The organism is Marinobacter sp. SS13-12 (assembly GCF_030227115.1).
In the GTDB taxonomy this organism is placed as follows: domain Bacteria; phylum Pseudomonadota; class Gammaproteobacteria; order Pseudomonadales; family Oleiphilaceae; genus Marinobacter.
Genome location: NZ_JASSUA010000001.1, coordinates 1778386 through 1803043, shown reverse-complemented (window position 1 = coordinate 1803043; position 24658 = coordinate 1778386). Strand labels below are relative to the sequence as shown.

At 57.6% G+C, this 24658-nt stretch carries 27 protein-coding genes; 15 read left to right on the top strand and 12 right to left on the bottom strand.

The features are described 5' to 3' along the window. Positions 1–14 precede the first annotated feature (14 nt). From QPL94_RS08325 to QPL94_RS08315, 3 genes are read left to right on the top strand one after another with little or no spacing between them, the layout of a single operon-like run. Positions 15–770 (top strand): 5-oxoprolinase subunit PxpA, encoded by a 756-nt coding sequence (locus QPL94_RS08325; protein ID WP_285356733.1) that lies wholly within the window; start codon positions 15–17, stop codon positions 768–770. After that, positions 767–1492 carry a 5-oxoprolinase subunit PxpB gene (gene pxpB / locus QPL94_RS08320; protein WP_285356731.1) on the top strand — a complete coding sequence of 242 codons (726 nt, stop codon included), beginning with the start codon at positions 767–769 and terminating at the stop codon, positions 1490–1492. The genes QPL94_RS08325 and pxpB overlap by 4 nt, the downstream gene beginning before the upstream one ends. After that, a complete protein-coding gene (locus QPL94_RS08315; RefSeq protein WP_285356730.1) occupies positions 1489–2427 on the top strand; it encodes a 5-oxoprolinase subunit C family protein in 939 nt (312 codons plus the stop codon). The genes pxpB and QPL94_RS08315 overlap by 4 nt, the downstream gene beginning before the upstream one ends. A 10-nt stretch (positions 2428–2437) precedes the next feature. On the opposite strand, the gene efpL is transcribed toward QPL94_RS08315, so the two are convergent. The 4 genes from efpL to QPL94_RS08295 all read right to left on the bottom strand — a co-directional run bounded on the left by efpL (position 2438) and on the right by QPL94_RS08295 (position 6803). Next, positions 2438–3004 (bottom strand): elongation factor P-like protein EfpL, encoded by a 567-nt coding sequence (gene efpL, locus QPL94_RS08310; protein ID WP_137435321.1) that lies wholly within the window; start codon positions 3002–3004, stop codon positions 2438–2440. A gap of 55 nt (positions 3005–3059) precedes the next feature. Continuing rightward, the gene (locus QPL94_RS08305) at positions 3060–3758 is read right to left on the bottom strand and encodes a crotonase/enoyl-CoA hydratase family protein (RefSeq protein ID WP_285356729.1); all 699 of its coding nucleotides are present in this window, start codon (positions 3756–3758) and stop codon (positions 3060–3062) included. A 62-nt stretch (positions 3759–3820) separates the two neighbouring features. Further along, on the bottom strand, positions 3821–6394 hold the full coding sequence (locus tag QPL94_RS08300) for a DUF2339 domain-containing protein (RefSeq protein ID WP_285356728.1): 2574 nt from the start codon (positions 6392–6394) through the stop codon (positions 3821–3823). Between the two features lie 16 nt (positions 6395–6410). Further along, positions 6411–6803, bottom strand: coding sequence for a DUF2750 domain-containing protein (locus QPL94_RS08295; protein ID WP_502881516.1), 393 nt, complete (start codon positions 6801–6803; stop codon positions 6411–6413). Positions 6804–6917: 114 nt separating this feature from the next. On the opposite strand from QPL94_RS08295, the gene QPL94_RS08290 reads away from it, so the two are divergent. Next, entirely contained in the window at positions 6918–7121 is a 204-nt protein-coding gene (locus QPL94_RS08290; protein WP_137435325.1) for a DUF3185 family protein, read from the top strand. A gap of 21 nt (positions 7122–7142) precedes the next feature. Next, on the top strand, positions 7143–7286 hold the full coding sequence (locus QPL94_RS08285) for a DUF3096 domain-containing protein (protein ID WP_099617637.1): 144 nt from the start codon (positions 7143–7145) through the stop codon (positions 7284–7286). A 52-nt stretch (positions 7287–7338) separates the two neighbouring features. Here the strand turns inward: QPL94_RS08285 and QPL94_RS08280 are convergent, their stop codons facing one another. Then, on the bottom strand, positions 7339–7611 hold the full coding sequence (locus tag QPL94_RS08280) for an Rdx family protein (protein WP_137435326.1): 273 nt from the start codon (positions 7609–7611) through the stop codon (positions 7339–7341). 54 nt (positions 7612–7665) lie between these two features. After that, positions 7666–8538: a DMT family transporter gene (locus tag QPL94_RS08275; protein ID WP_285356726.1), complete on the bottom strand. Its 873-nt coding sequence runs from the start codon at positions 8536–8538 to the stop codon at positions 7666–7668. A 119-nt stretch (positions 8539–8657) separates the two neighbouring features. On the opposite strand from QPL94_RS08275, the gene QPL94_RS08270 reads away from it, so the two are divergent. Continuing rightward, positions 8658–9575, top strand: a complete 918-nt coding sequence (locus tag QPL94_RS08270; RefSeq protein WP_285356725.1) for a helix-turn-helix domain-containing protein — start codon at positions 8658–8660, stop codon at positions 9573–9575. A 66-nt stretch (positions 9576–9641) separates the two neighbouring features. On the opposite strand, the gene QPL94_RS08265 is transcribed toward QPL94_RS08270, so the two are convergent. Next, complete coding sequence (locus tag QPL94_RS08265; RefSeq protein ID WP_285356724.1) at positions 9642–11339, bottom strand: BamA/TamA family outer membrane protein; 1698 nt, start codon at positions 11337–11339, stop codon at positions 9642–9644. A gap of 154 nt (positions 11340–11493) precedes the next feature. On the opposite strand from QPL94_RS08265, the gene QPL94_RS08260 reads away from it, so the two are divergent. Then, positions 11494–12711, top strand: a complete 1218-nt coding sequence (locus QPL94_RS08260) for a PQQ-binding-like beta-propeller repeat protein (protein WP_285356723.1) — start codon at positions 11494–11496, stop codon at positions 12709–12711. Between the two features lie 52 nt (positions 12712–12763). Here QPL94_RS08260 and QPL94_RS08255 read toward each other — a convergent pair whose 3' ends face one another. After that, the gene (locus QPL94_RS08255) at positions 12764–13771 is read right to left on the bottom strand and encodes an Acg family FMN-binding oxidoreductase (RefSeq protein ID WP_285356722.1); all 1008 of its coding nucleotides are present in this window, start codon (positions 13769–13771) and stop codon (positions 12764–12766) included. Between the two features lie 206 nt (positions 13772–13977). On the opposite strand from QPL94_RS08255, the gene QPL94_RS08250 reads away from it, so the two are divergent. Beyond that, positions 13978–14820: a CPBP family intramembrane glutamic endopeptidase gene (locus QPL94_RS08250; RefSeq protein ID WP_285356721.1), complete on the top strand. Its 843-nt coding sequence runs from the start codon at positions 13978–13980 to the stop codon at positions 14818–14820. A 110-nt stretch (positions 14821–14930) separates the two neighbouring features. Here QPL94_RS08250 and QPL94_RS08245 read toward each other — a convergent pair whose 3' ends face one another. Both QPL94_RS08245 and QPL94_RS08240 read right to left on the bottom strand, forming a co-directional pair. Further along, positions 14931–15725: an SDR family oxidoreductase gene (locus tag QPL94_RS08245; RefSeq protein ID WP_285356719.1), complete on the bottom strand. Its 795-nt coding sequence runs from the start codon at positions 15723–15725 to the stop codon at positions 14931–14933. A 36-nt stretch (positions 15726–15761) separates the two neighbouring features. Next, complete coding sequence (locus QPL94_RS08240) at positions 15762–18320, bottom strand: EAL domain-containing protein (RefSeq protein WP_285356718.1); 2559 nt, start codon at positions 18318–18320, stop codon at positions 15762–15764. 227 nt (positions 18321–18547) lie between these two features. Between QPL94_RS08240 and QPL94_RS08235 the strand changes: the two genes are divergently transcribed. Then, the gene (locus QPL94_RS08235; protein ID WP_285356717.1) at positions 18548–19207 is read left to right on the top strand and encodes a DUF2238 domain-containing protein; all 660 of its coding nucleotides are present in this window, start codon (positions 18548–18550) and stop codon (positions 19205–19207) included. A gap of 18 nt (positions 19208–19225) precedes the next feature. On the opposite strand, the gene QPL94_RS08230 is transcribed toward QPL94_RS08235, so the two are convergent. Both QPL94_RS08230 and QPL94_RS08225 read right to left on the bottom strand, forming a co-directional pair. Continuing rightward, positions 19226–19549, bottom strand: coding sequence for a hypothetical protein (locus tag QPL94_RS08230; protein WP_285356716.1), 324 nt, complete (start codon positions 19547–19549; stop codon positions 19226–19228). A gap of 1 nt (position 19550) precedes the next feature. Continuing rightward, on the bottom strand, positions 19551–19925 hold the full coding sequence (locus QPL94_RS08225) for a hypothetical protein (protein ID WP_285356715.1): 375 nt from the start codon (positions 19923–19925) through the stop codon (positions 19551–19553). 153 nt (positions 19926–20078) lie between these two features. On the opposite strand from QPL94_RS08225, the gene QPL94_RS08220 reads away from it, so the two are divergent. From QPL94_RS08220 to QPL94_RS08195, 6 genes are all read left to right on the top strand, one after another. Next, a complete protein-coding gene (locus tag QPL94_RS08220) occupies positions 20079–20648 on the top strand; it encodes an NnrU family protein (RefSeq protein WP_285356714.1) in 570 nt (189 codons plus the stop codon). Between the two features lie 39 nt (positions 20649–20687). Continuing rightward, complete coding sequence (locus QPL94_RS08215) at positions 20688–21305, top strand: TetR/AcrR family transcriptional regulator (RefSeq protein ID WP_285356711.1); 618 nt, start codon at positions 20688–20690, stop codon at positions 21303–21305. Between the two features lie 79 nt (positions 21306–21384). Beyond that, on the top strand, positions 21385–21861 hold the full coding sequence (locus QPL94_RS08210; RefSeq protein WP_285356709.1) for a hotdog fold domain-containing protein: 477 nt from the start codon (positions 21385–21387) through the stop codon (positions 21859–21861). Positions 21862–21871: 10 nt separating this feature from the next. Then, positions 21872–22276: a PaaI family thioesterase gene (locus QPL94_RS08205; RefSeq protein WP_285356707.1), complete on the top strand. Its 405-nt coding sequence runs from the start codon at positions 21872–21874 to the stop codon at positions 22274–22276. Between the two features lie 61 nt (positions 22277–22337). After that, positions 22338–23096, top strand: coding sequence for a substrate-binding periplasmic protein (locus QPL94_RS08200; protein WP_285356706.1), 759 nt, complete (start codon positions 22338–22340; stop codon positions 23094–23096). Positions 23097–23290: 194 nt separating this feature from the next. Then, complete coding sequence (locus QPL94_RS08195) at positions 23291–24646, top strand: MFS transporter (protein ID WP_285356704.1); 1356 nt, start codon at positions 23291–23293, stop codon at positions 24644–24646. Positions 24647–24658 lie beyond the last annotated feature (12 nt).

Sequence of the window (24658 nt, the reverse complement as noted above, 5' to 3'; positions counted from 1 at the left end):
AAAGAGAGGACACCATGAAACCTTTACTGCTGAACGCCGACATGGGTGAAAGCTTCGGCCCCTGGGTGATGGGCCTGGACCACAAGGTTATGCCACACGTGGATCTGGCCAATATCGCCTGCGGCTTTCACGCCTCGGACCCGGACGTCATGCGGCGCACGGTTCGCATGGCAGCGGAACATGCCGTCGGTATCGGAGCCCATCCGGCCTACCCGGACCTGGTCGGTTTCGGCCGCCGCTCAATGGCCTTTTCGGCGGAGGAAATCGAAAATCTGGTGCTCTACCAGATAGGTGCCCTGGCGGCCATGTGTCGGGCAGAAAGCACTGAGCTCCGTTATGTAAAACCCCACGGCGCGCTCTATAACGATATGACCCACAAACCGGAAATCTTCAGCGCCGTCGCCAGGGCCATTAAAGCCTATGACCCGGAACTGCCGCTGATGACCCTGGCAACCCGAGACCCCAGCGCTATACGTGAACTGGCCCGTGAGCACGACCTCGCACTCTGGTTTGAAGCCTTTGCCGACCGCGCCTACGACGCCGACGGCAGGCTGGTTTCCAGAACTAAGGCGGGTGCGGTACATCACGACCCTGACGTTATTCTCGATCAGGCCCAGCGAATTGCCACGGGGCAACCACTAACCGCCAGCGATGGCAGTGAACTGATCCTGACTGCAGACACCCTGTGTGTCCACGGAGATAACGAAGAGTCAGTGGCCTCCGTGCTCGCTATTCGGCAAATGCTCAACCAGCTTAAAGAACGGGCATGAAATCCACACGCTTACCCTGCCTGGAACGGGCCGGCCTGGATGGTTGGATGGTGCGGCTGTTCGACAGCATTGAGGAAAACAACCTTCTGTGGCTGACCGCCCTTGCTGAGGAATGTGAGGCTGCATTTGGCGACACCCTAGTGGACCTGGTGCCTTCCTACACAACGCTGATGGTGGTTTTTGATCCGCTTCGGATAACACCCAGCGAGGCGCGACAAAAACTGCTCGACATACTCGCCACCCTCAGGCCTGCCGAAGCCGACGCCGGTGGAAAACTCCACGAGCTACCCACCTGGTACCACCAGCAGGTAGGCCCTGACCTCCAGCGGGTGGCCGATCTCTCAGACCTGTCGATCGATTCCGTCATCGAAGCTCATAGCAGCCGGGAATATCGCGTGTTCGCTCTCGGCTTCGCGCCCGGGTTTGCCTTTATGGGACTGCTGGACCAGGCACTGAACTGTCCGCGTCTGGATACCCCGCGTCAGAAAGTCCCCGCGGGCAGCGTGGCTATCGCCGGCCAGCAAACTGCGGCTTACCCGGTGGTCACTCCCGGCGGCTGGAACCTGATCGGCCGGACGCCGGCACGGCTGTTTGATCGCAATCGCGAGGGGTTCAGTCTGCTCAGGGTGGGCGACCGCGTGCGCTTCGTGGCGTTGAACCGGGAGGAATTCGAGGCGCAGGGTGGCGATGCCTCACCCTGTAACGGGGAGTCGACAAAATGAGTGCAAGCGACCTGACCGGATTTCACGTCTCCCGCGCCGGCCCTCTGGCGCTGTTGCAGGATGCGGGCCGTTTCGGAGTCAGACACCTGGGTGTAACCCAGGGCGGGCCGGCTGACCTGCACGCCTGGGCCTGGGCCAACCACCTCACAGGCAATGCCTGGGGCACCGCAGCGCTCGAAATCACTTTCGGCGGGCTGGAACTGGTAGCAGAGCGGGACCTGACCATTGCACTGACAGGCGCAGACCTTGGCACCAAGCACAATCAGCAGCCGGCGGCCATGTGGCGAACCCTGGCCATCAGTGCCGGCGATACGCTGACCTTTCGCACCCCGGTTAACGGTTTGCGGGCGTATCTTGCCGTGGCAGGCGGGTTTCGCAGCGATACCGTACTGGGAAGCGTCGCCTGCGTGGTACGGGAACAGCTTGGAGGCTTTGACGGCCAGGGATCCAGCCTGCGGGAAGGGGACACCCTGCCCGTAAACCAGAACCAAGCCGCCACCACGGATCGGGTTGCGCCGGGGCAGGAACAGCGGGACTATCGCCAGACACCCACGCTGGATCTGTTGCCGGGTGCACAGATAGCGGCATTCACTGGCAAGAGTCTGTTTGATACATTCAATGCACAATGGCAGGTGGACCAACGCGCTGACCGCATGGGGGTTCGCCTTACCGGCCCGCGGCTGCACTGCACCATCGGCTCACTGGTATCGGAAGGAATTTCACTGGGCGCCGTTCAGGTACCACCGGATGGCCAGCCAATCGTCCTGCTGAACGACCGGCAGACCATTGGCGGCTACCCGCGTCTGGGCAACCTGACACCCCTGGCCGCCAGCCGCCTTGCCCAATGTCTGCCGGGGCAGACCGTGCGCCTCAGGGCTGCCGGTATCGACAGCGCACTGCGACAGCACCGGCAGTTCCTGGCAGCGTTCCTCTAAAGCGGCCGTATCACGCCCGGCCCAGGAACCGGCGCTCTTCCACATTGATCTTGATTCGGTCGCCGGTAGAAATATGTTCAGGCACCTGAATAACCAGGCCCGTCGTGAGCCTGGCAGGCTTGGTCCGCGCCGTTGCAGACCCGCCTTTTACCGAGGGATCGGTTTCCTCGATGACAAGATCCACCGTCGGGGGCAAGTCCAGGGCTACAGGCGCATCGCTTACAAGAATCACCATCAATCCCTGGGTATCCTCGTTGATGAACAGCAACTCATCGGCAATGGCCTCGCCATTGAGGCTGTATTGTGTGAAGTCTTCAGTATCCATGAAGACGTACTCTTCGCCGTCTGAATAGGAGAACGTGGCTGGCCTTCGGACCAGGTCAGCCAGGTTCAGCATGTCGGAATCCTTGAACGTCTGGTCGATCTTGTAGCCGGTCACTACGTCGTAGAGACGCATGCGATAAAGGCTGCCACCGGCTCTGCCCTGCGGCACTGACCGCTCGATGTCCTTGACGAAGTAAACGCCACCCTCGTATTCAACTGCGGAATTCTTCTTGATTTCACCTGCTTTTGGCATCGCTTGTGGTTCCGGAATCAAAGTGGGACAGAAAGGTTAATCAGGCCACGCATTCTCAGGCCATTAAACCAAGGTGTTCTGCGTCCTTCAGGATACAATCATCCAGAAGTTCGAGATACGCGGCCTTGGCTTTACGCTTGGTCTGCTCGTGCGCCTTCATGTTCAGCTTACGGAACTGCTGGGCCACTTCATTCGCCCTCTCCTTAAGCTGCTCCGGCGCAACCACCTCATCCAGGAAACCGGCATCAACGGCTCCTCTGGGGCTGAAGATTTCCGCGTTAATCACAGAACGGTAAAAATGCGCCGGCGACAGGCGATGGCGCGCAATCTCGATACCGGCATGGTGCATAGTCATACCGATGGCCACTTCGTTCAGGCCCAGCTTGAAATCACCCTCGATACCAATGCGGTAGTCCACTGACAGGAGAATGAACGCGCCCTTGGCAATGGCGTGGCCACTGCAGGCACCGATTATCGGCAGCGGGAAGGCTGCCAGGCGACGGGTGAACCGTGAACCGACCGTGACCAGCGCGGACGCTTCCTTCGGCCCCTTCTGCATTTCCTTCAGGTCGTAGCCGCCGGAAAGAATACCGGGCTGCCCGGTCAGAATGACCACTGCATTGTCTTCCTCGGCCCGGTCAAGGGCGTGATTCAGCGCTTCAAACACGTCGTGGCTCAGCGCATTCGCCTTGCCGTTACTGATAGTGATTGTGGCTACGCCATCTTCCAATTGGTAATTTACAAGGTCCGTCACCGGAATACCCTCTTGCTGAAGTTGAATTTTGGAGTGGCGAACTTTGCCACCTTCTGCCCAAACTAGCTACTCTCAGGCGTGCGCCGCGTTTTCCCGTACATCCAGGCCAACCCTAACAACGCCAGGCCAAGCCCCATGAATGCGGCTACCCGCCACAGGCCCTGCAGGCCCGCCATGTCGACCAGGAATATCTTGCCAATCACAATACCCAGAAGGGCCATGCCCGCCTTGTGAAGCACCTCATTGTCACGTCTCGTAGAATAGAGAATGGCGGCAATGGCATACAACATGCCCACCACCGAATAGCTGTACAACTCCCCCTCTGACACACCGAACGACAGCCCCATCTCACTACCCTGCCAGAGCTGGCGAATTTCCAGCAGGGTAAACAACGCAAAACAGGCAGCTGCCACGCACAACGACCATAGCCGGGGTGCAAGCTGAGGGAACCGGCTTGCAACAAGCACCAGCAGCACCGGGCCACCAAAGGCAGGCAACAGCATGTTGAATATCGCAGCATCACCAATGACGCTGTCGCCCCACCAGGGATTGTGCACAGTAACGAGAGTGAGATAACTCAGGATGGACAGTCCAAGCAGAATCCACGAGAACAGGCGATAGAGCCATTCCAGCGACTGGCTTGCTCTTGCGCGCACCATGTAGGTCAGGCTAAGCGCGCCCCACAGCAAGGTGTTGATGGTCGCCTCGGTGAAACTGTACTCAAGGGCAAAAATATCGCCCTCATAGAGCCAATGACGCATCTCCGCGCCGAGGAACAACACCAGCAAATGCAGTGTTGCCCCTTCGAGCCACGGGCGAATGCCATGATTCCTGCCGGCCATCAAGGTGGCAATGCCGGCAAACAGCGCCGCCCCACCATAGGTCCACAAGGACCAATGCACGGTGGCATCGTAGTCCTGCAACCATGGATTGAAGGTCAGCCGTGCAACGACCAGGGCCAGCGCCACTTTCAACAACAGGTACAGTTCCGGCATCTCATAGTGGCGTGCCAGCCAGGTCAGACTGACAAACTGGGCTGAAAGTGCGAGCGTCAGTGAGCCTTCGCGGAACAGCATCACTGCTGCCAGGGAGTAACTTATGTGCGCCGCGAGAACGGCCCAGACAACGCCACGCCGATAGCGTTCGAGCGCTTCCATTTTCCAGGCCAGCACACCGTACACGCCGCCGATGACCAGCATCGCCACCGACCAGGTGACGGACGTTTCGGAGCCGTGAATCAGTAACCAGCCGAGAACCAGCCATACCAGGGGTGACAGAAACGTTAACGAGGCCCACCGCCGCTGATCACTCTGACGCACCCAGTGCCACAACCCCAGACCAACAGTGATTACGCCGGCAGCAATGAGATAGGAAAGAAAGCTGTCCTGTTGCTCCAGGGGCATCTGAGTCGGGAACAGCGAGTCTGCGCCACTGCGAGCCCTGTACCCCAACCAGCCTGCTGCGCTGGCCAGCACCGCACCCCAGGGAAGAAACCACAGCGTTCCGCGGCTCTGTGGAGCCAGCGCCGCCACTGGCAGGATCAACAACCAGCTCCAGAACAACGGGCTGGAAACTGACTGGTCATCCATCGACAGTGCCCAGATAATCAGCAGTGATACCAGGACCTCCCGCAGGCGCGGCACCTCCACCTTTGCCGCACCCGGCAGGATCGCGAAGACCAGGAACAAACCGGCGATATACCAGGCTGTCGCGGCTCCGACGGCAGCAGAAGACACGGTAACCAACCACCACAAAAGTGCACCAGCCAACGTGGCGTACCACAGCCAGTCGCGATACACATAGCGCATCAACAGCAGCGAGCTGAGGGTAATCAGGAAGCTGTAAGCCAGCACAAATGCCACGCTGCCATCCTCACCACCGATCAGCAGAGGCACCAGATAGGCACCACTTAACCCCATGACGGCCAGCAACGGGCCATGAACCAGTGCCAACACCATGGTACCCAGTGATACCGCCGCCAGGCCGACCAGCGCCACCGTCGGGCTGACCAGCCCATAGTGGTGTACACCGGCCAGCAATGCGGCATATAAGGTAATACTGCCGCCGCCCGCCAGCGCGGCGAACACCTGGTCAGCACCCTGGTTACGGCGGCGCAGGTATTCCGCTCCCGCATGCAACGCAAGACCACTTGCCAGAGCCATGATCAGTTGCTGCACAGGGCCAATAAGCCCGGCATTGATAGAGTGGCTGACCATGAATATTCCCGCCAGTCCCACACTCAGACCGCCAAGCCAGACCATCCAGTTTTCTTTCAGGGTACGAACCAGGCGGGAAGACTTTCCTGAGTCCGATGCGCTACTGGCTTCCGGGCGGGGCGACGCAGCCCAATCATCGGTTGATGGCGCGGCTGGCCCGGGATGCTGTTCCGTCAGATGCCGTGCAGTGACGACGGGCGCTTCAGGCTCGTCCAGTTCCAATGCCGGCGGTTGATCCCCCCGTGCCATCTGGCGCCTGAGCCCTGCAATTTCCGTTTGCACCACTGACAACTCGTGCTCCAGCGACGCCATACGAGCTGCCTGGTCACCACGCCGGCGAAAGGCGAGAAAGCCCAGGACGGAGCCAACAGGAACAAGCACCGCAACGGCTAAAACCAGGATGATGAGTAATGCTTCCAAGCTCTTTTCCCCTTCTTCAGAAGCTTGACATCTCGTCCTGCAGGTCGCGCTTCAGCTCCTCTGGCTCTGTTATCCACAGTGTGTCATCGCGGCCGGGAAAGACACCTACCTCCAGGCCGTCTTTGGTCAGGCCAGGTACCCATTTTTTGAAAAAATCAGGGAGCGAGATACTTTTCGGGGAGAGGTCACTGGCACCTTTCGCGTACTCCATCGCAAACGCCGAGCTGGGCCATACCGGCAAATGAGCAAGGGCACCGTCGTCCGATTCGATCTTCAGGAAGCGGTTCTCCGCATTCACCAGAATCCAGATTTCCCGCTCTTCACCCACCAGGCTCAGGAAGTAGTCGTATCGCTCTTCACCATTCAATTCGAGGACCTGGTTCATTTCGTCGTTGGTCATGGCAGTCATTAACAGTTGCACTCCGGTAAGATACCCTGCCCCATTCACCTGCTACACTGGCAGGTTCAGGGCTACTTTGGGCCTTGAGATTTGGTTCCACAAGCACACTATAAGGAAATTGGAATGGGAAGCACGAAACTCATTGGCCTAGTTCTGCTGGTGGTTGGTATTGCCCTGCTCTTCTTCGGGTACCAGTCTACACAATCAGTGGGGGACCAGATTACTGAAACGCTCACTGGTCGCTTTACGGATGAAACCATGTGGTACCTGATTGGTGGCGCCGCAGCCGTTGTTGCGGGTGGATTCCTGGCGTTCGTCAGAAAATAATCATTGCAGGAGACCAGACGTATGACACTTCACCTTGAACTTGCCCCCCTGATCAGTCTGGGTGCAGGCATTGGCATACTGGTATTTCCAAAGCTGCTCAACTATATCGTGGCAGGCTACCTGATCGTTCTGGGCGTTCTGGGATTACTGGGGCATTCCTTCTGAGGGCACCAGGCCCGTAACAGGAGAGCCCGGGTAGACTCGTTGGTCCCGGGCTTCAGCGATCCACGTGTCCGAGCGAGCGTTCAGGGTCGATTTCGTCCCGTACCAGTTGCTTGAGCACCTTGATCTCCGGAAATCCTTCTTGCTCCTTGCGGGACCAGATCCGCTTTTCATTAACCCACACCTCGAAAATTCCACCGCTTCCCGGATGCAACGCCAGCGATTCCAGCTCGCCTTCGAAGGTGGTCAGCAGTTCCTGTGCCATCCAGGCTGAACGTAGCAGCCAGCGGCAGCCTGTGCAGTAATGGATATCAACTCTGTTTGTCATTGCGCTCGTCCATTATTTTCCGGGAGTGTTTTCGTTCGCAGTATACAGCAGACGCTACGTCTTCTGACCGGGTCGACGAAACAACACGTAGTTCCCCAGTATGGCCAGTATCGCTCCCAACACCGCTGTAATGGTCCACTCGAAACCCTCCAGCCAGGTGGACACACTCAAGGCCACGATCGGGAACAGCACCGTTGCATAGCCCGCCTTGTCAGCGCCCAGCGTCTGAATCACTGTGATATAGGAATAGAAGGCAATGATGGAGCCGGGAACCGCAAGGAACACCGTTGCACTCCAGAAGGTGGCTGTTGTGGGCACCACCCACTCAACCCCCTGAATCAGGCACCAGACACCCAGGATCAAGGCACCGTAGACCATGCCCCAGGCATTGGCGACCAGCAGGGGGATCTCTGCCAGTCGCACCTTTATGCTCACCAGGTTCCCCATGGAAAACCAGAAAGTACCCGCAGCGGCAAACAGTATGCTGGCACCGGTTGCGTTACCCAACTGCAGGTCATGCCAGAATAACAACGCGACGCCGCTTATGCCCAGTGCCACGGCCGGGTACAGTCGGGCGGTGGGCTTCAGCCGTAGCCACAACCAACCATTAACCGCGTTGAACAGCGCCACCAGCGAGAACACCACCGCCAGAAGGCCACTGGTCATCGACTCCGCAGCGCGATAGATCAGCAGAAAATTCACGCTGTACAGGGTAAGCCCCTGAAGCACCAGCCAGCTGTGCTGCTTCAGGCTCAGCTTCTGCAGGCGTCGCATCAACGCAAGCACCGTCAGGGTCACAACAGAGGCCATGAGAAAACGGTAGAACACCGAAATATCAACCGGTGCCGACTCTACCTGCAAACGAATAGCTGTCCAGGTAAGGCCCCATATCAGCACAGTGAGAGCATAATGAGCAGAAACAGGCATGGCAGGTATTCCAGAAAAAAGTTGCACGTAACCAAACGACAAGGACAGAGTAAGGGGTTGGAGAGGGCAAGACTTGTCAGATCCTGCGCAACCATGGATGATTCTTGCGGAGGCCCGCTATGGATACCGACCAAATACCCACAAACGCTTCACCGACCAAGCCCCGGCAGAATCGCCGCGATATCGTAGACACGCTGAAAGCCGCCGGCGTGTCGCCACAGAAACTGATGGAACTGGATAAGGGGCGGGCGCTGGCGCAGTGGCAGAACCGCAAGGGGGAAGTGCGTTATGAGCGGCCTAACCACCACGCCCTGAGCATCTACATCAACGAGGGTGCCAAAGCCAGACGGATCGTCAATGGGCAGGCCGTGAGCCAGGGGTTCCCCGGTGCCGTTTGCCTGTTTCCGGCGGGCAGCCGCTCCACCTGGAAGATCGGCGGTCAGTTCGAATTCTTCCATTTCTACTTTAATGACCTCGACATAACCCAGTGCGCAGAGCAAACCTGGGATTGCGAACCACACAACGTCGAGCTTGCCGAGCTCTACCATGCTGAAGACCCGGTACTGGCCCAGGCCGGGAAGTTGCTGGCGCTGAGCGACTGGCAGGCCCCTGGCCAGGTCATGGCAATGGACCATCTGGCACAGTGGCTGCTGTTGCAGGTGGTCAGCCGCCACTCCACAGCGCAGAGGACACCGCCTGCTGTCACCGGCCAGCTCTCTCTGCATTATCGCAGGCTGCTGCAGGAGCGCATCCATCAGCAACTGGACCAGCCGCTGACCCTCGCGGAGATGGCAGGCTGGGTAAACCTCAGCCCCTATCACTTCGCGCGCCTGTTCCGTGCCACCTTCGGCTGTGCACCCTATCAATACGTCCAGGAACAGCGGCTGACCCGGGCCCGAGATCTGCTACGCCAGCCCGGGCATAAAATCACCGCCATCGCCCTGGCCTGCGGTTTCAATGATTCCAGCCAGTTCAGCCGGACGTTCAAGGCCCGGTTTGGGTTAACGCCGTCCGGCTATCGCGGCTCTGTCGAATAACTGGATGGAACGATCATCCACGACCAGTCATGCTGGCCGCACCAGGCCTGATCACAGAACCGTCGCCTAGAACTGCGTTCGACCCCGCAGCAACACCTGCACCTGGTCAATGCTGTCGTCCCCGTCCAGCGGGAAAGCAAAGTCCAGGTGCAGCATCCGCTGTACTTCAATCCGGTTTGAGGCCAGCCGCACGCCGAACCCCGCATCTTTCAGGACGCCCTCAGCCGGGCCATTGTTGCGTCCGTCATCGAACCAGGCACGACCTACGTCAGTGAACAGAACACCACCCAGACGGAACAGCTTGAACGGGTGCCAGTCCGGAAAATAGCGCCGCTCCAGCGTCCAGAGTGCTCGCCGGTTACCCTGTTGGTAGTCACTCGGATATCCTCGGAGGCCGTTCTCACCGCCGATTAATAGCTGCTGGTCCGCGGTCAGATTATGGGCTGCAGTAACAGACAGATTGGTATACCAGCTCGTCCACCGCACGGAACCACCGTGAAAGTACTCCAGATCGAGTGTGCCCTGAAGATTCTCGACACGGTTTTCATCCAGACGATAGCTGCCACTCTGGCTGAGCCCGTAGCGGGCATAGTCGGTTTCGGTAGCCAGCAGCGCATCCTCGAATTCCATGTTCAATACGACGCGATCCTCTGTAGCTCCCAGTCCGGGAGATGAATAACCCAGCTCTGTCAGCCACACGAACCCATCCCGGACATCCTCAACCCGCTGCAGGCGAGTGAGGTTTGTCATCTCCCGGAAGCGGTTTTCGCGGTAGTCAAAACCGATCCATGGGTAGCTCAGGGTCCGGTCTTCCGGCAGTATGTCCAGGTCGGGCTCATCCGGCAGGCGTTCAAATTCCAGCGCATCATAACGCCAGCCGGCAAGCAGCCTCCATTGGCGATCATCCTGCTCCGCCAGCCGCCAGCCTACGTCAACACTGACGAATTCCTGGCTACGGTGGTAATCAGCAATGGCCTCGGCACCCACGAAACGGGACTGTTCCCGTACGTCGTCCACGCCGCTGAGCCCGAAGCGCCAATCTGTGCGTTCGCTGTAAAATGGACGCTCCAGGTAGGCACTGCGACCACGGCCGTCGCTGCGTTTATCGTAGGAAAACCCCGACTGCCAATGGGAACCAAGAACATTGGGATCATCAAAGTTTATGCCGGTCTCGGTGCGGTCAGGGTCCCTGGTGTAGGAAATCTCCACGCTCTTACCGGACCCGAGAAAGTTCGGGTCGGAAATACCGGTGTTGGTGGTGTTCTCGCCACCGGAACGCGACCCTCCGACCGTAGGAAATAACGTCCAGGTATCCCGTGCCAGAACACTCACCTCCACCTCATCCCCGCAGACACGAGTGACACCAACCCAGGCCGCGGCCAGGTACTCGCGCTGACGGAGAATGCGTTCGGACTCGGCGATGGCATCCGGCTGGTAGACATTGCCCTCGCTGAACACCAGCTGGGCACGCAGGGCCGACTCCCAGGTGGGGGTATTGAGTGCGTTGAGGGTGCGGTAAAAAACATTGTCCTGGTCCGGATCACTGACATCAAAAATCGGTCGGCGAATAATACGAACCTGGCCGATACGGGCGCCTTCCGGGATCACCATATCGCTCTGGCGTGCCAACTGGTCGCGGGGCTGGTCAAGGTCGATTGACTCGGGCTGGACGTCGCTGACGATACAGGTGTCCGTTTCGGGATCTGCTGCCACGGGCGGTGAGAAAAGCCCTATCCCGAAAATAACAAAGGCACGTTTGAACATGATCAGGCTCTCGTATTCGGGGCCTAGTATGTATTACCTAATCCCTTCAAATATAGTCGTCCTCGCCTGCTTACCAAGCGATTCCAAGAACAACACAGCTTCCGTGAGCGCAGTAACCCATGGATATTCACCTTTACAATGGAGTGTTGTTCCCGTGCAACGTAACACACAGAAGAAAACCATTACCCTGCTACTCAGCCTTGTTCTGATTGCGGCCTGTACCGCGACCATTCAACCGGAATGGGTCAGCCTGTACAACCATAAAGCCGACGTTGAAAGCGACCGCCTCACCTGGCTCGACGACATGGCCGTCAATAGCTATGGCGATGTGATCGTGGCCGGAACCACGATCCGTGCAGGGCTGGAAAACCGGGTGCACGATCTGGTGCTGGCCCGGTTCACAGACAGCGGCCAACGGATCTGGGCCCGGGATTTCGACCTCGCCACCGGCGATTACCGCAGCGACGACAGCGCCGTGGCGATGGCCGTTGATCATCAGGACAATGTGTATGTTCTGCTCAACCAGTTCAAGGCGCAGGGCGATAGCTCGTCCAGTGGTGCCTGGCTGATCAGCACCGATGCCGACGGCAACGAACGCTGGCGCCGCCAACTCAGTGACAGCGAGGAAATGCGCGCGCTGACCCTCAGCAACGACAAGCTTTACACCACCGGCCCCAGCACCCGGATTCTCAGCCTGGAAGGCAAGCTGCTGCAGCAAGTGGAGCACGACGACCACAGCGGACATTCGGTGCAGGCGAACGCAGCTGGCCAGTTCGTTGTCGGTGGCGGACAGGCGGTGAGCTTCTACGGCTCCAACGGTCAGCGTCTCTGGCAGCACGCCGGCACAACCGAAGAGTGGGCAGCCGGAAAGGTGATTTTCACCATGAACGGCGACATCGTGGCCTCCCAACTGCTGGAAGAAAACGGCGCTGCCCGCATCACCCGCTATTCGGCCCATGGCGAGAAGCTCTGGAGCAGAAACTTCAGCGCCGCCTACACCAGCTACGGCCTGCCCGGCCCTGCACTGGTATTCGAGGACTACCGTGGTGACCTGCTGCTAAGTGCTTCCAACGCCGACGGTCACCGTATTGCCAAACTGGACAGCAGCGGCCGGGTGATCTGGAACAAAACCTCACGCAATGGCATCGTCAAAGACGCTGCTCTGAGCGGAAGCGACCTGCTCGTCGTAGGCGGAGGATACAATGCCAAGTATGAGAGTGATGGCAGCCGGGTCGCGGAGTCGAAGGTGAACCGGAACGTGCAGATTACCACCGGCAGTATCGCCATAGACGGCGACAAATTCTATGCAGGGTACAGCGCTGAGGACAATGGCACCTTTGCGCTTCACCTCTCACAGTATCTCGACCGGTAATACCTGATCAGGCTGTGGCTCCTCACGCTTGGAGTCACAGCGCTGCCCAGGTTCATTTGATAACTTGCTCCAGCGGCCGTCGCAGGGATCGTGGCGTTTTCGCTCCGCGACCAACTCTCACGATAAAGTCCGGCCGTCGATTCCCGACATCCAGAAAACGGGCAAACTTCGTTCGCAACGGAGCCACCTCAACCGGCTGATTAATAAAGGCCGTACTCAGGCCCAACGCGGCTGCCTGCAGGGCAAGTCGCTCGTAGCACCGACCGGCCTCAATCCAATGGGGCCTGTCGTCGATCTCAGAAACCAGTACTGCAATCGCGGATGAACTCCGGATGTGACGGTAGTCTTTCTGGCTCTGCTTCTTCGCAGAGAACCCGAAGTGCATCGCCATCAAACCCAGCCATCGCGGCACTGCCGGGTTGCCCATGACCGGTCCATACAGACCGTCACCTGTTGTCACCGCCTCTGAACCGTTAAAGCGAATCCAGGACTTGAGCTCCCGGGCCCATTCTGAATCGCCAAACTGGGCGGCATTGCCTTCCGCCACATATCGCGCGACCTGTTCCTTCTGTTCACCATCAGTGAACACAATGATGGAGACTCCATCACCCTGCCCGGCCTTCTCCAATTGCTGCAACTGCTCGGCAGAGAGTTGCGAACCATCGTACTCGACGCGGCTGCACTGCCTATGGGGAATGGCCTCGAACAAAGGCGACCGGAAAGGCGTTGTTTCCTCAAAATCAATGTTGACCCCCGAGGTTGAGGCATCATAGGAGCAGTGGCCCTTCAGCCCCGCCGCTTCTGCTGCCAGCAGCAGATTCTCGGCGGCACAGCCCAGGCTCGCGTACAGGTGGTGGTCATCAGGGTCCACAGCCGGACATCGCCGTGACAGATCCGGAAGAATCCGTATCCGGTTGTTTTCCAGTTTGAAAATCCAGGGCTGGGTATTGTGACTGGACGCCGCCAACGTCGCATAATGCACGAGCACCGAATAATCTTGCACCGCGTTGTCCAGCGCCAGGTGACGCCAGGTCTCCTTTGCATAGTCTGAGTAGTTCATCTCGCCCTCACATGCCGCCTTCAGGCAACGTTGTGTTAGCCAGTATCTTACCAATCGGCGGGCCATTCTTGACGCATATCAAGAGAACATCCGGTTAGCCAAAATCTGAAGGCGCCTGTCTGTACCGCCCGGCCTTTTCGTGCCTACCATGAACTGTACAGCGAGAACGGTTCGCCCAATAGCCATCCGCATCCGGGACACTACCTATGCCCTCTCCAGGCAAAACCGTTCAACCGGAAACTATCCCATTCGGTTCGCTGGCATTATTTCTGGCGCTGACGTTCGGAATTGCCTGGGGAATCCTCGCTGCGTTCATTTTTTTACCAGAGACCATGGTCGGTGTTTTTGGCGAAATTACCGGTCAACACCCCCTGTTTTACCTTGCGGTCTGGGCCCCGGCCATTGCGGCCTTTATCGTGGTTTTCCGATTGTCGGGCATCGAAGGTCTACGCCGATATCTTGGCCGTTTTCTGATTTGGCGCTGTCCCCGGGGGTGGTATGCATTTCTGCTAATCGGAGTCCCTTTGGTGTTTGTGGCTGGTTCGCTCATGAAGGGCAATATTTCCGAGACAGGCTTTCCATTCGACTCGATTCTGTCCTTTCTCGGGGCGCTGATTCTTATCGCGATCAAGGGCCCCATCGAGGAATTTGGCTGGCGTGGACTGGCACTGCCCCTGCTACAGCGAAAGGTGGCCCCCATCTGGGCCGCTCTGATTCTGGGTATTATCTGGGGACTCTGGCATACCCCGGCCTTCCTGCTCAGCGGCACCCAGCAAAGTGCGTGGTCGTTTATGCCTTTCTTCCTGGGCACTATCGCCCTGAGCGTTATCGTAACACCGCTCTTCAATGCCTCACGGGGAAGCATACTGCTACCGGCGCTGTTTCATTTCATGCTGATTAATCCGGTCTGGCCAGAAGCACAGCCCTACGACACCTACCTCTTTGCGCTTGTTGCTGTAGCACTGGTCTGGCTGAATCGGAAAACCATGTTTACACGCAAATACAGCATCACAGAAGTCATTCCAGGAAAGCGGACGTCCTCGCCATGAATACGGTGACGCGACGATCGACTCCCTTGGAAATGACGCGGAAAGTGATTCAGAAGGGCGTATCGCGCCTCTGGGTCGCAGTTGGTTTGAACTATCGGTTTTAACTGGCCCTAGGAACGAGCTCTGGTAATGCGGAACAGCGCCTCCGGCGAGATCCGCTTGATCCACAGCGCGGCCATTTCCTTGCCCTTGCCTACCGGAATCTCACGCTTCTTAGCTTGCAGGCCCTTGAAGACCACCTCGGCGCATTCATTGACATCCATGCCGCCGGCAATGTCCTCGTCCTCCTCACCAAACGCCGAGCCGTCGCCGGCAAGCGCATTGCGGGAGATGTCCGTGCGAATAAAACCGGGAGTAATCGTCGATACGTGCACCCCCTGCCCTTCTACTTCCGCACGGAGGGCATCAAAAAAGCCCATAACCGCGTGTTTGGCCGCGCAGTAGCCGGTTCGCAGGGGCACGCCTACTTTGCCGGCAACGCTGGACGTCACGGCAAGATGCCCGGCACCGCGCTCCAGCATATGGGGCAACACCGCCTTGGTCAGCGCAATCTGGCCCATTACGTCCACATCCATCAGTTTCTGGTAGACCGCCATATCGGTGTCTTTGCACAATGAGCGCTGTGAAACACCGGCGTTGTTAACCAGAAGATCAATGGCGCCAAAAGTATCGAGCACCGTCTGGACCGCCCCGGGCAACGACGCCCAGTCAGTCACGTCCAGAGGCAGCACCAGTACCTCATCAGCCGCAAGGCCGGCGTCACGGCAACGACGGGCAACGCGCTCCAGTTCGCTCTTACGCCGGGCAGAAAGAACCAGGCGGGCACTGTCCTGCGCAAATCGAACAGCGAGCGCCTCACCGATACCGGCGGACGCTCCGGTAATCCATACAGTTTGTCCAGACATAACAGCAGCTTCCTTAAAGAGTTTGTGTGTTGGCCACTACACCAGCCATTCCCTGAGCTCCCCCAATGGCAGCGGCCTGCAGAACCAGAACCCCTGGAGCCTGTCGCACCCCAGTTCTCCCAACAACCGGGCCGCCCGGGCGCTTTCAACACCCTCGGCCACCAGTTGATAGCCAAGGCTGTGAGCCATGTTGGCCGCGGTTTGAACGATCACCCTTGAGCTCTCACTGGTCAGGATATCTTCAATCAATGACCGATCCAGCTTCAACTCCGTTGCTGGCAGTTGCTTGAGGTAAGACAGTGACGAATAGCCGCTTCCAAAATCATCGATGGAGATTTTGATCCCTGTATCGGCCAGCGCTTTCAGAGCCGCCAGGCCCTTTTCGGGATCCTCCATGGCCGCTGTTTCTGTCAGCTCCAGAGTGAGCCTCTCGGCTTTCACCTCATGGCGCTGCAAAGCAGACAGGATCCATCCCTCCAACTCTCCCGATACCAGATCCCGGGCGGAGATATTGATGGAAACACCCATTTCCGGATAGTAATCCGACAAGCTCGCCAGGTCACGAATGCCACGGTCAATCGCCCAGCGCGTCAGTTGTGTGATGACGCCGGTATCTTCTGCCAGCGGAATAAAATCCGCAGGTAAAACCCAGCCGCGCTCCGAGTGATTCCAGCGAATGAGCGCCTCCAGTCCGATCACAGAATCACTGGCAAGGCACAGTTTCGGCTGGTAATAGAGTTCGGTACGATCTTCCTGCAGTGCTTCCCTGAGGTCAGACATCAGCGTCAGCCGGCTTTCGCTGTAAATATCGTACTCTTGCGAATAGACCCCGGTTTCATAAGGGCCGTGGGGCGTGATCTCCATACCAACGTGGGCATTACGGACAAGCACTGCGGCGTTATCGCCATGCTCGGGGTAAATTGCGGCACCGAACCGGGGATGCAGCTCAATGGCGAGTTTGTCCAGCACAACCGGTTCCGCCAGTTGTTTCAGCGCGCTGTTCAGCCCGTCAAAGTTGTCATGTACCGCACTGGCATTAACCAGCAATCCAAACGTGTCACCGGACAACTGGTACACAAGATCCTGATGCCCATGGCTATCCGGGCTCCGGTGCAGAAACGGGAGTGTTCTGGCCAGATCCGTCATCTGGTTTGCCAACCGCTGAAGCAGCCAGTCACTCCGGCTGAGCCCGAGCGTGCGGTTGATTTCATCCAGACGGGTGATTCGGGCAACCCCAACCATGTAGTGGCCACCGGGATCCTGTTGCAGTTGTTCGTTGACCATCCGCTCAAAGCGGTTCCGGTTGGGCAGGCCGGTCACCGGATCATGCGTCATGGCTTCGTTCAGCTGATTCTGTGCCTCGTTCCGGGCCTTTTCCTTACTCAAAGCATCCGCCTGCGCCTGGATTTTTTCCTCTCGCTCGCGGTACAGGCGGTCAGCCAGAGCCAGAGTCAGGATGAACGCTTCAAGGCCGGAGCCGATCTGCATGGCGTGCTCGGTCAGGAAGTTTTCCGGAAAGAACCCCAGTGCCCGACCAGCCGTAGCCAATACACCGACTGTCAGTGGTGTCCAGGCCAATGTGAAAAACGCACCGGACCGAACACCCGCCGCCCAGGTGATGGGCCCGGCCACAAACAGCAGCGAGAAAAAGAACAGCGCGGAAACTGCCGACAGTAAAACCGCCGCGTTATAACTCAGCGTGAGCGCGGCTATGAAATTGATAATCTCGAAGCCGATCATGGCCCGGATAGCGACATCCAGCTTCGGGCTGTGAGAGGGGATTTTCAGCAATTCACGGCAGAACAGCACCGAAAACAGCGCAAGTACCGGCATCGACACCAACAGGACGCGGGCGTGAATGGCAGGAAACTGGGGGTAAAGGAGCTGAAAACTGTAGCCCTTGATAGATGCGAAAAACAGCAAGTACCCGGCAATGGCCAGTGCGTAATAGAGGTACAGCTTCTCCCGAAGGGTCAGGAAGACCGCCAGGTTGATCAGGATGATCACCGTGAGGCTGCCATAGTAGAAAAAATGCAGTTTCTGTTCGTTTGCCGCGGCACCGAAGAAGTCGTTCTCGCGCCAGATATTGAGTGGCAGGATCATCGATCCGGCGGTTTCCACCCTGACATACACCGTCTTGACCTGCTCCGGCTGCAAATCAAACCGTAACAGCATATTCGGGTGGTCAACCTGTCGGGGATAGAAAGCCCTCGCATCGCCGGTACGGAATTCCTGAACAGGCTCACCATTTGCAAACACATGGAATACAACATCATCGAGTTGTGAATAGGCCAGTTCGGCAACCAGATTGAGGATGTCGGCTGTGCGGTTTTCAACCGCAAATCTTATCCAGTACGCAGAGGAAGTGATGCCAAAGGTCGCACTGCCTGTCGGCACCTCGTGCCACTGACTGTCAGCCAGCGCGATAACCTGCTGAAGGCCCGCCTCTCCCTCCGGGTCCTCCCAGACGGAAAAATGGGGCTGAATCGGCGATGAAGCGTTGATCGTAACGGGTTGGGTTTCTGCCAGCGCAAGGTTCCCGGCCAGCACAAACGAGATCGCAAACAAACAACGCCACACCCGCCAGATATTCATGACCAGCCAACCGCCGCATTGGTCATCGAAAATTCCCCGTTTTTTTTATCAGACTGTGTCACCCACCAATCCTAGCCTTGAACGAGGCGCTGATTGAATGCTTTTCGTGTATAAAATTGTGTATACATACACCACAGACTGGAACAAACACCGCCACGGCAAACCAGCGGCAAGCATCAGTCATGTTGTGGTAGGGTTAACACATTGATTTCTTGAGCCTCCGACCCATGCGCATCCGGATTACCCACCAGAGAATCACCATTGCACTGCAGCTTATCCTGCTTGCTGAAACGGTATTCGCCGTTTGGGGTCAGCGCTGGTTTACTGCGTTCCTGACAGCAATGATTATTGCCATCACCTTTTTCCCGCTGCTGTTTGAGCGCCGCTTCCGGATCCACATCCCACCAGAACTGCAGCTTGCTGCCATCGTGTTTGTGTTCGCCTCCCTGTTCCTGGGCGAGATCCGCGATTACTACACCCGGTTCTGGTGGTGGGATATGGCACTGCACACCATGTCCGGCTTTTTGCTGGGCATCCTTGGCTTCCTGCTGGTCCACATCATGAACGAAACCGAGAAAATACACGTGCATATGAACCCCGGTTTCGTGGCCTTCTTCGCCTTCATGTTTGCCCTGGGTGTTGGCGCGCTGTGGGAGATTTTCGAATTCACCATGGATGCCGTGTTCGGCATGAACATGCAGAAGCCGATGCTGGGCGACCCATCGGGGCTGACGGACACCATGTGGGACCTGATCGTCGATGCGGTGGGCGCGCTGGTGATTTCGGTCCTGGGCTGGCGCTACCTGAAAAATCCCGAGCAGAAATCATTCCTGGAACGCTGGATCGATTCATTCATCGAACGCAACCCGAGGTTCTTCAAGCGGTAAACGGTGGAGCAGCCGGATTCAGCCAAAGTAATCCTGTATCCAGTCAAACAGTGTCGTCGTATCTACATCAGACAACGCCACCTGTTTGAAGTCATTACCCACCTCATCGTCGATGGTGACAAACTGATAGAGCAGAGCGCCTGGCTGCTCATCATGCAGGATGAGTGTTATGCGCCGGCGGGTGCGCAGGCAGTCGATGGTCATCACATCGGCCGGTATGCCGGCATCACGCATACTGCGGCGAACTTCCACCACCGGATTGATATGCTGGTGGGCCGCCTGGATGCGGGCATGGGCATCACTGGCCATATCGGACAGGGCTTTCAGCGGATCTTCAGACATTCTATTCAACCACTCCAGATCGGGGAACCAGACAATTCATCGCCGTAATGGACAGATCCCGGAACACAGCCTCCGAAGCAATAACACTCGGGAACCTGTCGTAGACCCCACGTCGGCAGGACGACGTCCTGGCTTCGGCCCCGGATACGCACTCCGAGAAGGCTTTGGCGTCACGGTCTTGTCCGGTTGCATCCTCGCACAGTGCAGGAATCCGGGTAACCACCCAGTCCGTGGCGACACTTCGCTCCACCGGATTCGCAGACAGATTGGTAAAGCGGCTGGCATCAACGGGCTCCGGCCGCTCCCGGGTTTGCTCCCAGACAACAAACACCAGGGCTGCGGATACCAGTACAACGGTGACCTTGGGAAACTTCATGGGCGCCTTTTCAATCCGGTGGAACAGGCTCGGGATGATAAACCCTCAGGAATGTGCTGTCTCGGTTTGCGCGGCTATACTGACTGAGATTTTCCCTGGCAGGGCCATTCAGGAAAAATGGCCCGATCAATCAAACGACAAGGAGTTCTGCAAATGACCACACTGATTGTTGGCCTGGTTCTGTTTCTCGGAGTGCACTCACTATCCATCGTCAACGAACCGCTGCGCAATCGCCTGCGTGCCTCTATGGGCGAGGGTGCCTTCAAGGGGCTCTATTCCGTGGCCTCCCTGATCGGCCTGGTGCTTATCATCTGGGGCTACGGCGCCGCCCGCATGGACCCGACCGTGATCTACACCCCGCCAGGCTGGCTCAGACACCTGGCCATGCTGCTTTTGATCCCGATCTTTCCCCTGCTGTTCGCCACCTATTTTCCTGGCAAGATCAAGGCAAAACTGGCGCATCCGATGTTGGTAGCGGTCAAGCTCTGGGCACTTGCCCACCTGCTTGCCAACGGCATGCTGCACGACCTGCTGCTGTTCGGCTCCTTCCTGGCATGGGCCGTGGTCGACCGGATTTCCATGAAGCGCAGAACCCAGCGGTCAATCCCGACACTGCCGGCGAGCAAGGCGAACGATGCCATTGCGGTCGTAGGCGGCCTTGCGGTGTATGTGGTAATGGTGTTCTGGGCTCATCAGTGGCTGTTTGGTGTAGCGCCAGTCTGATCTCCGCCCCCTCATAACCCAAGCATTTCAGAGGAACCAATGCTGCAAGATACCTTCGAACGGGTGCTACCCGGAGCCCGTAAATCCACGAAGCGCCACATTCTTCGATGCGCACTGGAGTGCTTTCTGGAAAGCGGGATCGAGTCCACAACAATAGACACCATCCGCCAGCGATCCGGCACCAGTGTGGGGACCATCTACCACCATTTCGGCAACAAGGAAGGACTGGTAGCCGCACTGTTCTTTGCCGCACTGGATGACCACAAAGCCGTAATGTGGCCAGAACTCGAGCGTGCGAATAGCCCGAAAACTGTCATTGAGGAGCTCGTTCACAGCTATATGGACTGGGTCACCCGGCAGCCCGAACTGGCCCGCTTTATGTTTCTCGCCCGCTCCAGTGTGGCGGCCGGCCCGTTCGGGGAAGAACTTGCCGTAAGGAACCGCGAGCAATACAGCGTGCTGCACAAATGGCTGGCCGAAGGCGTAAAGCTGGGGGACATCCGCTCTCTGCCGAAGGAAACGTATCCGTCCCTGCTACTCGGGCAGTCCGAAAATTACTGTCGGGCGTGGCTGTCCGGCCGGGTGCCAACACCTCCAGGCGATCATGCGCCTGTGTTCGCCGATAGCGCCTGGAGGTCCCTGGCACAACAGATTTAGAATATTATTCTAGAAATAACTTCTGCGTTTTGGCATGATTTCCTGGTAGGCCCTTATTTCATCATCAGGAAGCAATGCCATGGACATCATCCGCCTGTACAACCGCATGAACCGCTTACCAATGGGTAAAGCCCTGTTCAGCCGTGCGGTTTGCCTGACTGCCCCTTACTTCTCCAGCATCGCACCCCGCGTAGAAATCCTCGAACCGGGCCGCTGCGTGGTCACCATGAAAAAACGCCGCAAAGTCACTAACCACCTGAAAACCGTGCATGCCATTGCCATGTGCAACATGGCTGAACTCGCCGGCGGGCTGATGACCGATGCATCGATTCCCCTGGGAGCTCGCTGGATTCCATCCGGCATGTCAGTGAAGTATCTCAAAAAAGCCAAAACCGATCTGACTGCTACTGCAGATGGTTCTGAACTGAGCTGGTCTGAGGATGGGACAATTCAGGTACCGGTATCGGTCACCGACACGTCGGGCCAGCAGGTGTTTCATGCCCTGATCTGCATGAACATCAAGCACACGAAAAAAACCGGGGCATCACCGAACTGAGGATATAGCCATGAGCGAGCTATTCGACTTCGGCAAAAACATACTCGAGCAACAACCGTTCAGTGTGCTTCTGGGCACAGAACTCAGGGCCTTTGAACCCGGGAAAGCTGAGCTGGCCCTGGCAGTCAGGGACGAACTGAAGCAGCAGCATGGTTTTGTCCACGGGGGCGTAGTCAGTTATCTGGCAGACAATGCCCTGACCTATGCCGGCGGTTCGGTGTTGGGTGATTCGGTCACATCCGAATACAAGATCAACTACCTGCGGCCCGCCCTGGGGCAAACATTACTCGCCAGGGCAACCGTGATTTCAGCAGGAAAAAGACAGGCGGTATGCCAGTGCCAGGTGGTGGCCATTAACGACGGTGAGGAGCGGGTAGTCGCCGTCGCTCAGGGCACGATTACCAAAATAGGTTAGGCGCCGGCGTCAAGAGGGGATAAGCTCTGTATAGATGCATCTCCTATATATGAGAAAAGCAATGAGGTACCGTTCGTCGCTTTTTAGCCTGTTACTGGCGAGTCTGGCCTTTATGTGTTCATCGACGCTGGCGGAACAGTCACGCAGCGAATGTGAATTACGGGTCGGCTGGGATGATTGGCCTCCCTATTTTGAATTCGAGAATGGTCAGTTTTACGGCCTTGAATACGATCTTTTGAAAGCCACAGCCGATGCGGCTGGCTGCAGTCTTGATATGATCCAGGTGCCCTGGGTGCGCGCATTACACATGTTGAGCAAGGGCTCGCTCGACCTCTTATACGGCGCCAGCTATTCAGAAGAGCGCGACGAATTTTCCCGCTACTCCCTTCCTTACCGCCAGGAGCAATTCATCCTGATTACCAAAAGTGAAGCATACGACCAAGGCCGTTCAGTTTCACTTCACGACTGGCTCCAGTCCACGCCAGCACACGGAGGCCGAAGTCGCCTGGGGCTATTCCGCGGCAATTTCTACGGCGAAAAAATGGAGCGCATTCTGGACGACAACAAAGATCATGTTGAGCGGGTTTACCTGGGCAGCAACGAGCAGATGATCGAAATGTTGACCCGCAACCGTCTGGACGGCTTTATCACAGAGGATGGCGTTGCCAGGATGCTCACGGGGACTTTCCCTCCTGCGGTACAGCGGCTCATTATCAAGGAACAGGTCGCGGATCCTCTGCACTATATTTTCTCACTGGAGGTTCCCGTTGAGGTAATCGAGCGATTCAATGCAGCGATTATCAACAACACGCAGGATTGACCAGCACTACGCAGCAACACATCAAACCCGGGCCGGAAGCGTTCCATGCCAGACCGTTAGCTCATGATTTCAAAGCCGAACAATAGACCGTGTCACCGAGTATGCCCCTTTTAATCCCTGCATCCACCCCCACGAAACTGTAAAGGCGTCACTTGCGGAATACGTTGTTTATCATCAACCAGAATGGAGGACCGATGCAAAGGACCATCGTCAGCCTTTCTTCACTGATAGTCAGCATTATCCTGCTCATCATGGGCAACGCCTTCCTGATGACCCTGCTCGGCCTCCGGCTCAGTATCGAGGAGTTCAGTGCCGGTGTTATCGGCTGGATCCTGGCGTTCTACTCTATCGGCTTTGTGGCCGGCACGCTGTACGCCGGGCGAATTATTGAGAAAGTCGGTCACATCCGTGCATTTGCCGTCTTCGCAGCTGTGCTCACAGCCTCCGTACTGATCTATCCCATGGCGATCGAAGCCAATCTGTGGGGAGCGCTCCGTGCTGTGGGCGGCTTTGTAATGGCAGGCCTGATGATCGTTATGGAGAGCTGGTTCAGCAGCAAGGCTGACAACCGCAACCGGGCTAGCCTGTTTGCCATCTACCAGATTGTCTTCTTCCTCTCCACGGCCGGCGGGCAGGTATTGATCCGCGTGGCCGACCCATCCGGGTTTATCCCCTTCTCCCTCGCGGCGGTTCTGGTTGTACTGGCTCTGACTCCCCTGTCACTGACCCGTCGTGAATCACCGAGTATTGCCAGGAGTGAGCGGCTTTCACTGACAAAGCTGTACCGCAAGTCGCCAGCAGGCACCCTGGGCGCACTCATTGCCGGACTGCTGATAAGTGCGTTTTACGCCATGGGGCCAGTGTTCGCCAACCGGATTGGTCTCGGGCTTGACCAGCTCTCCAACTTCATGGCGTCAGCCATTGTGGCCGCCATGCTGCTGGCCTGGCCCATTGGCCGAATCTGCGACCATTTCGACCGCTACCGCGTGATGCTGGTTGTGGCGATTGTCGCCGCTGTCAGCAGCCTCATAGCCGCAGCCATCAGCAACAACAGCGTCGTTGTTCTGGTGTTGTTTGTTGGTCTATACATGGGGCTCAGTGCTGCGATCTACCCCATCGCTGTTGCCATCACCAATGATCTGATGGAAAGCCATCAGGTTACCGCCGCCAGCACGGCGCTGCTGTTGAGCTACGGGCTGGGCAGCATTATAGGGCCGCTCATCAGCGCCCTGTTCATGGAGTTACTGGGAGCACGGGGCCTGTTTATCAGCAACGCCCTGATACTCACCGGCCTGATCCTGTTCATGCTGGTGGGACCTGGCCGTAGCCATCCCAAAGTAACCCGGCAGGAACACTACTACACCACAACCCCGGAGGCGGCCCTGGGCGTCTCAGAACTTGACCCGCGGAACACCGAATTCGAGGAATCGGCGGCATCGGAAGCTGATGAAGATTCGTCGAAGGCGTCCGACAATCCAGACAACCCGTCCGGAATTCCGACCACATCCGGAACGGAGCCAGAGGATCAGGACCCCAAATCAACCAGTTGAAGCCCTGGCATG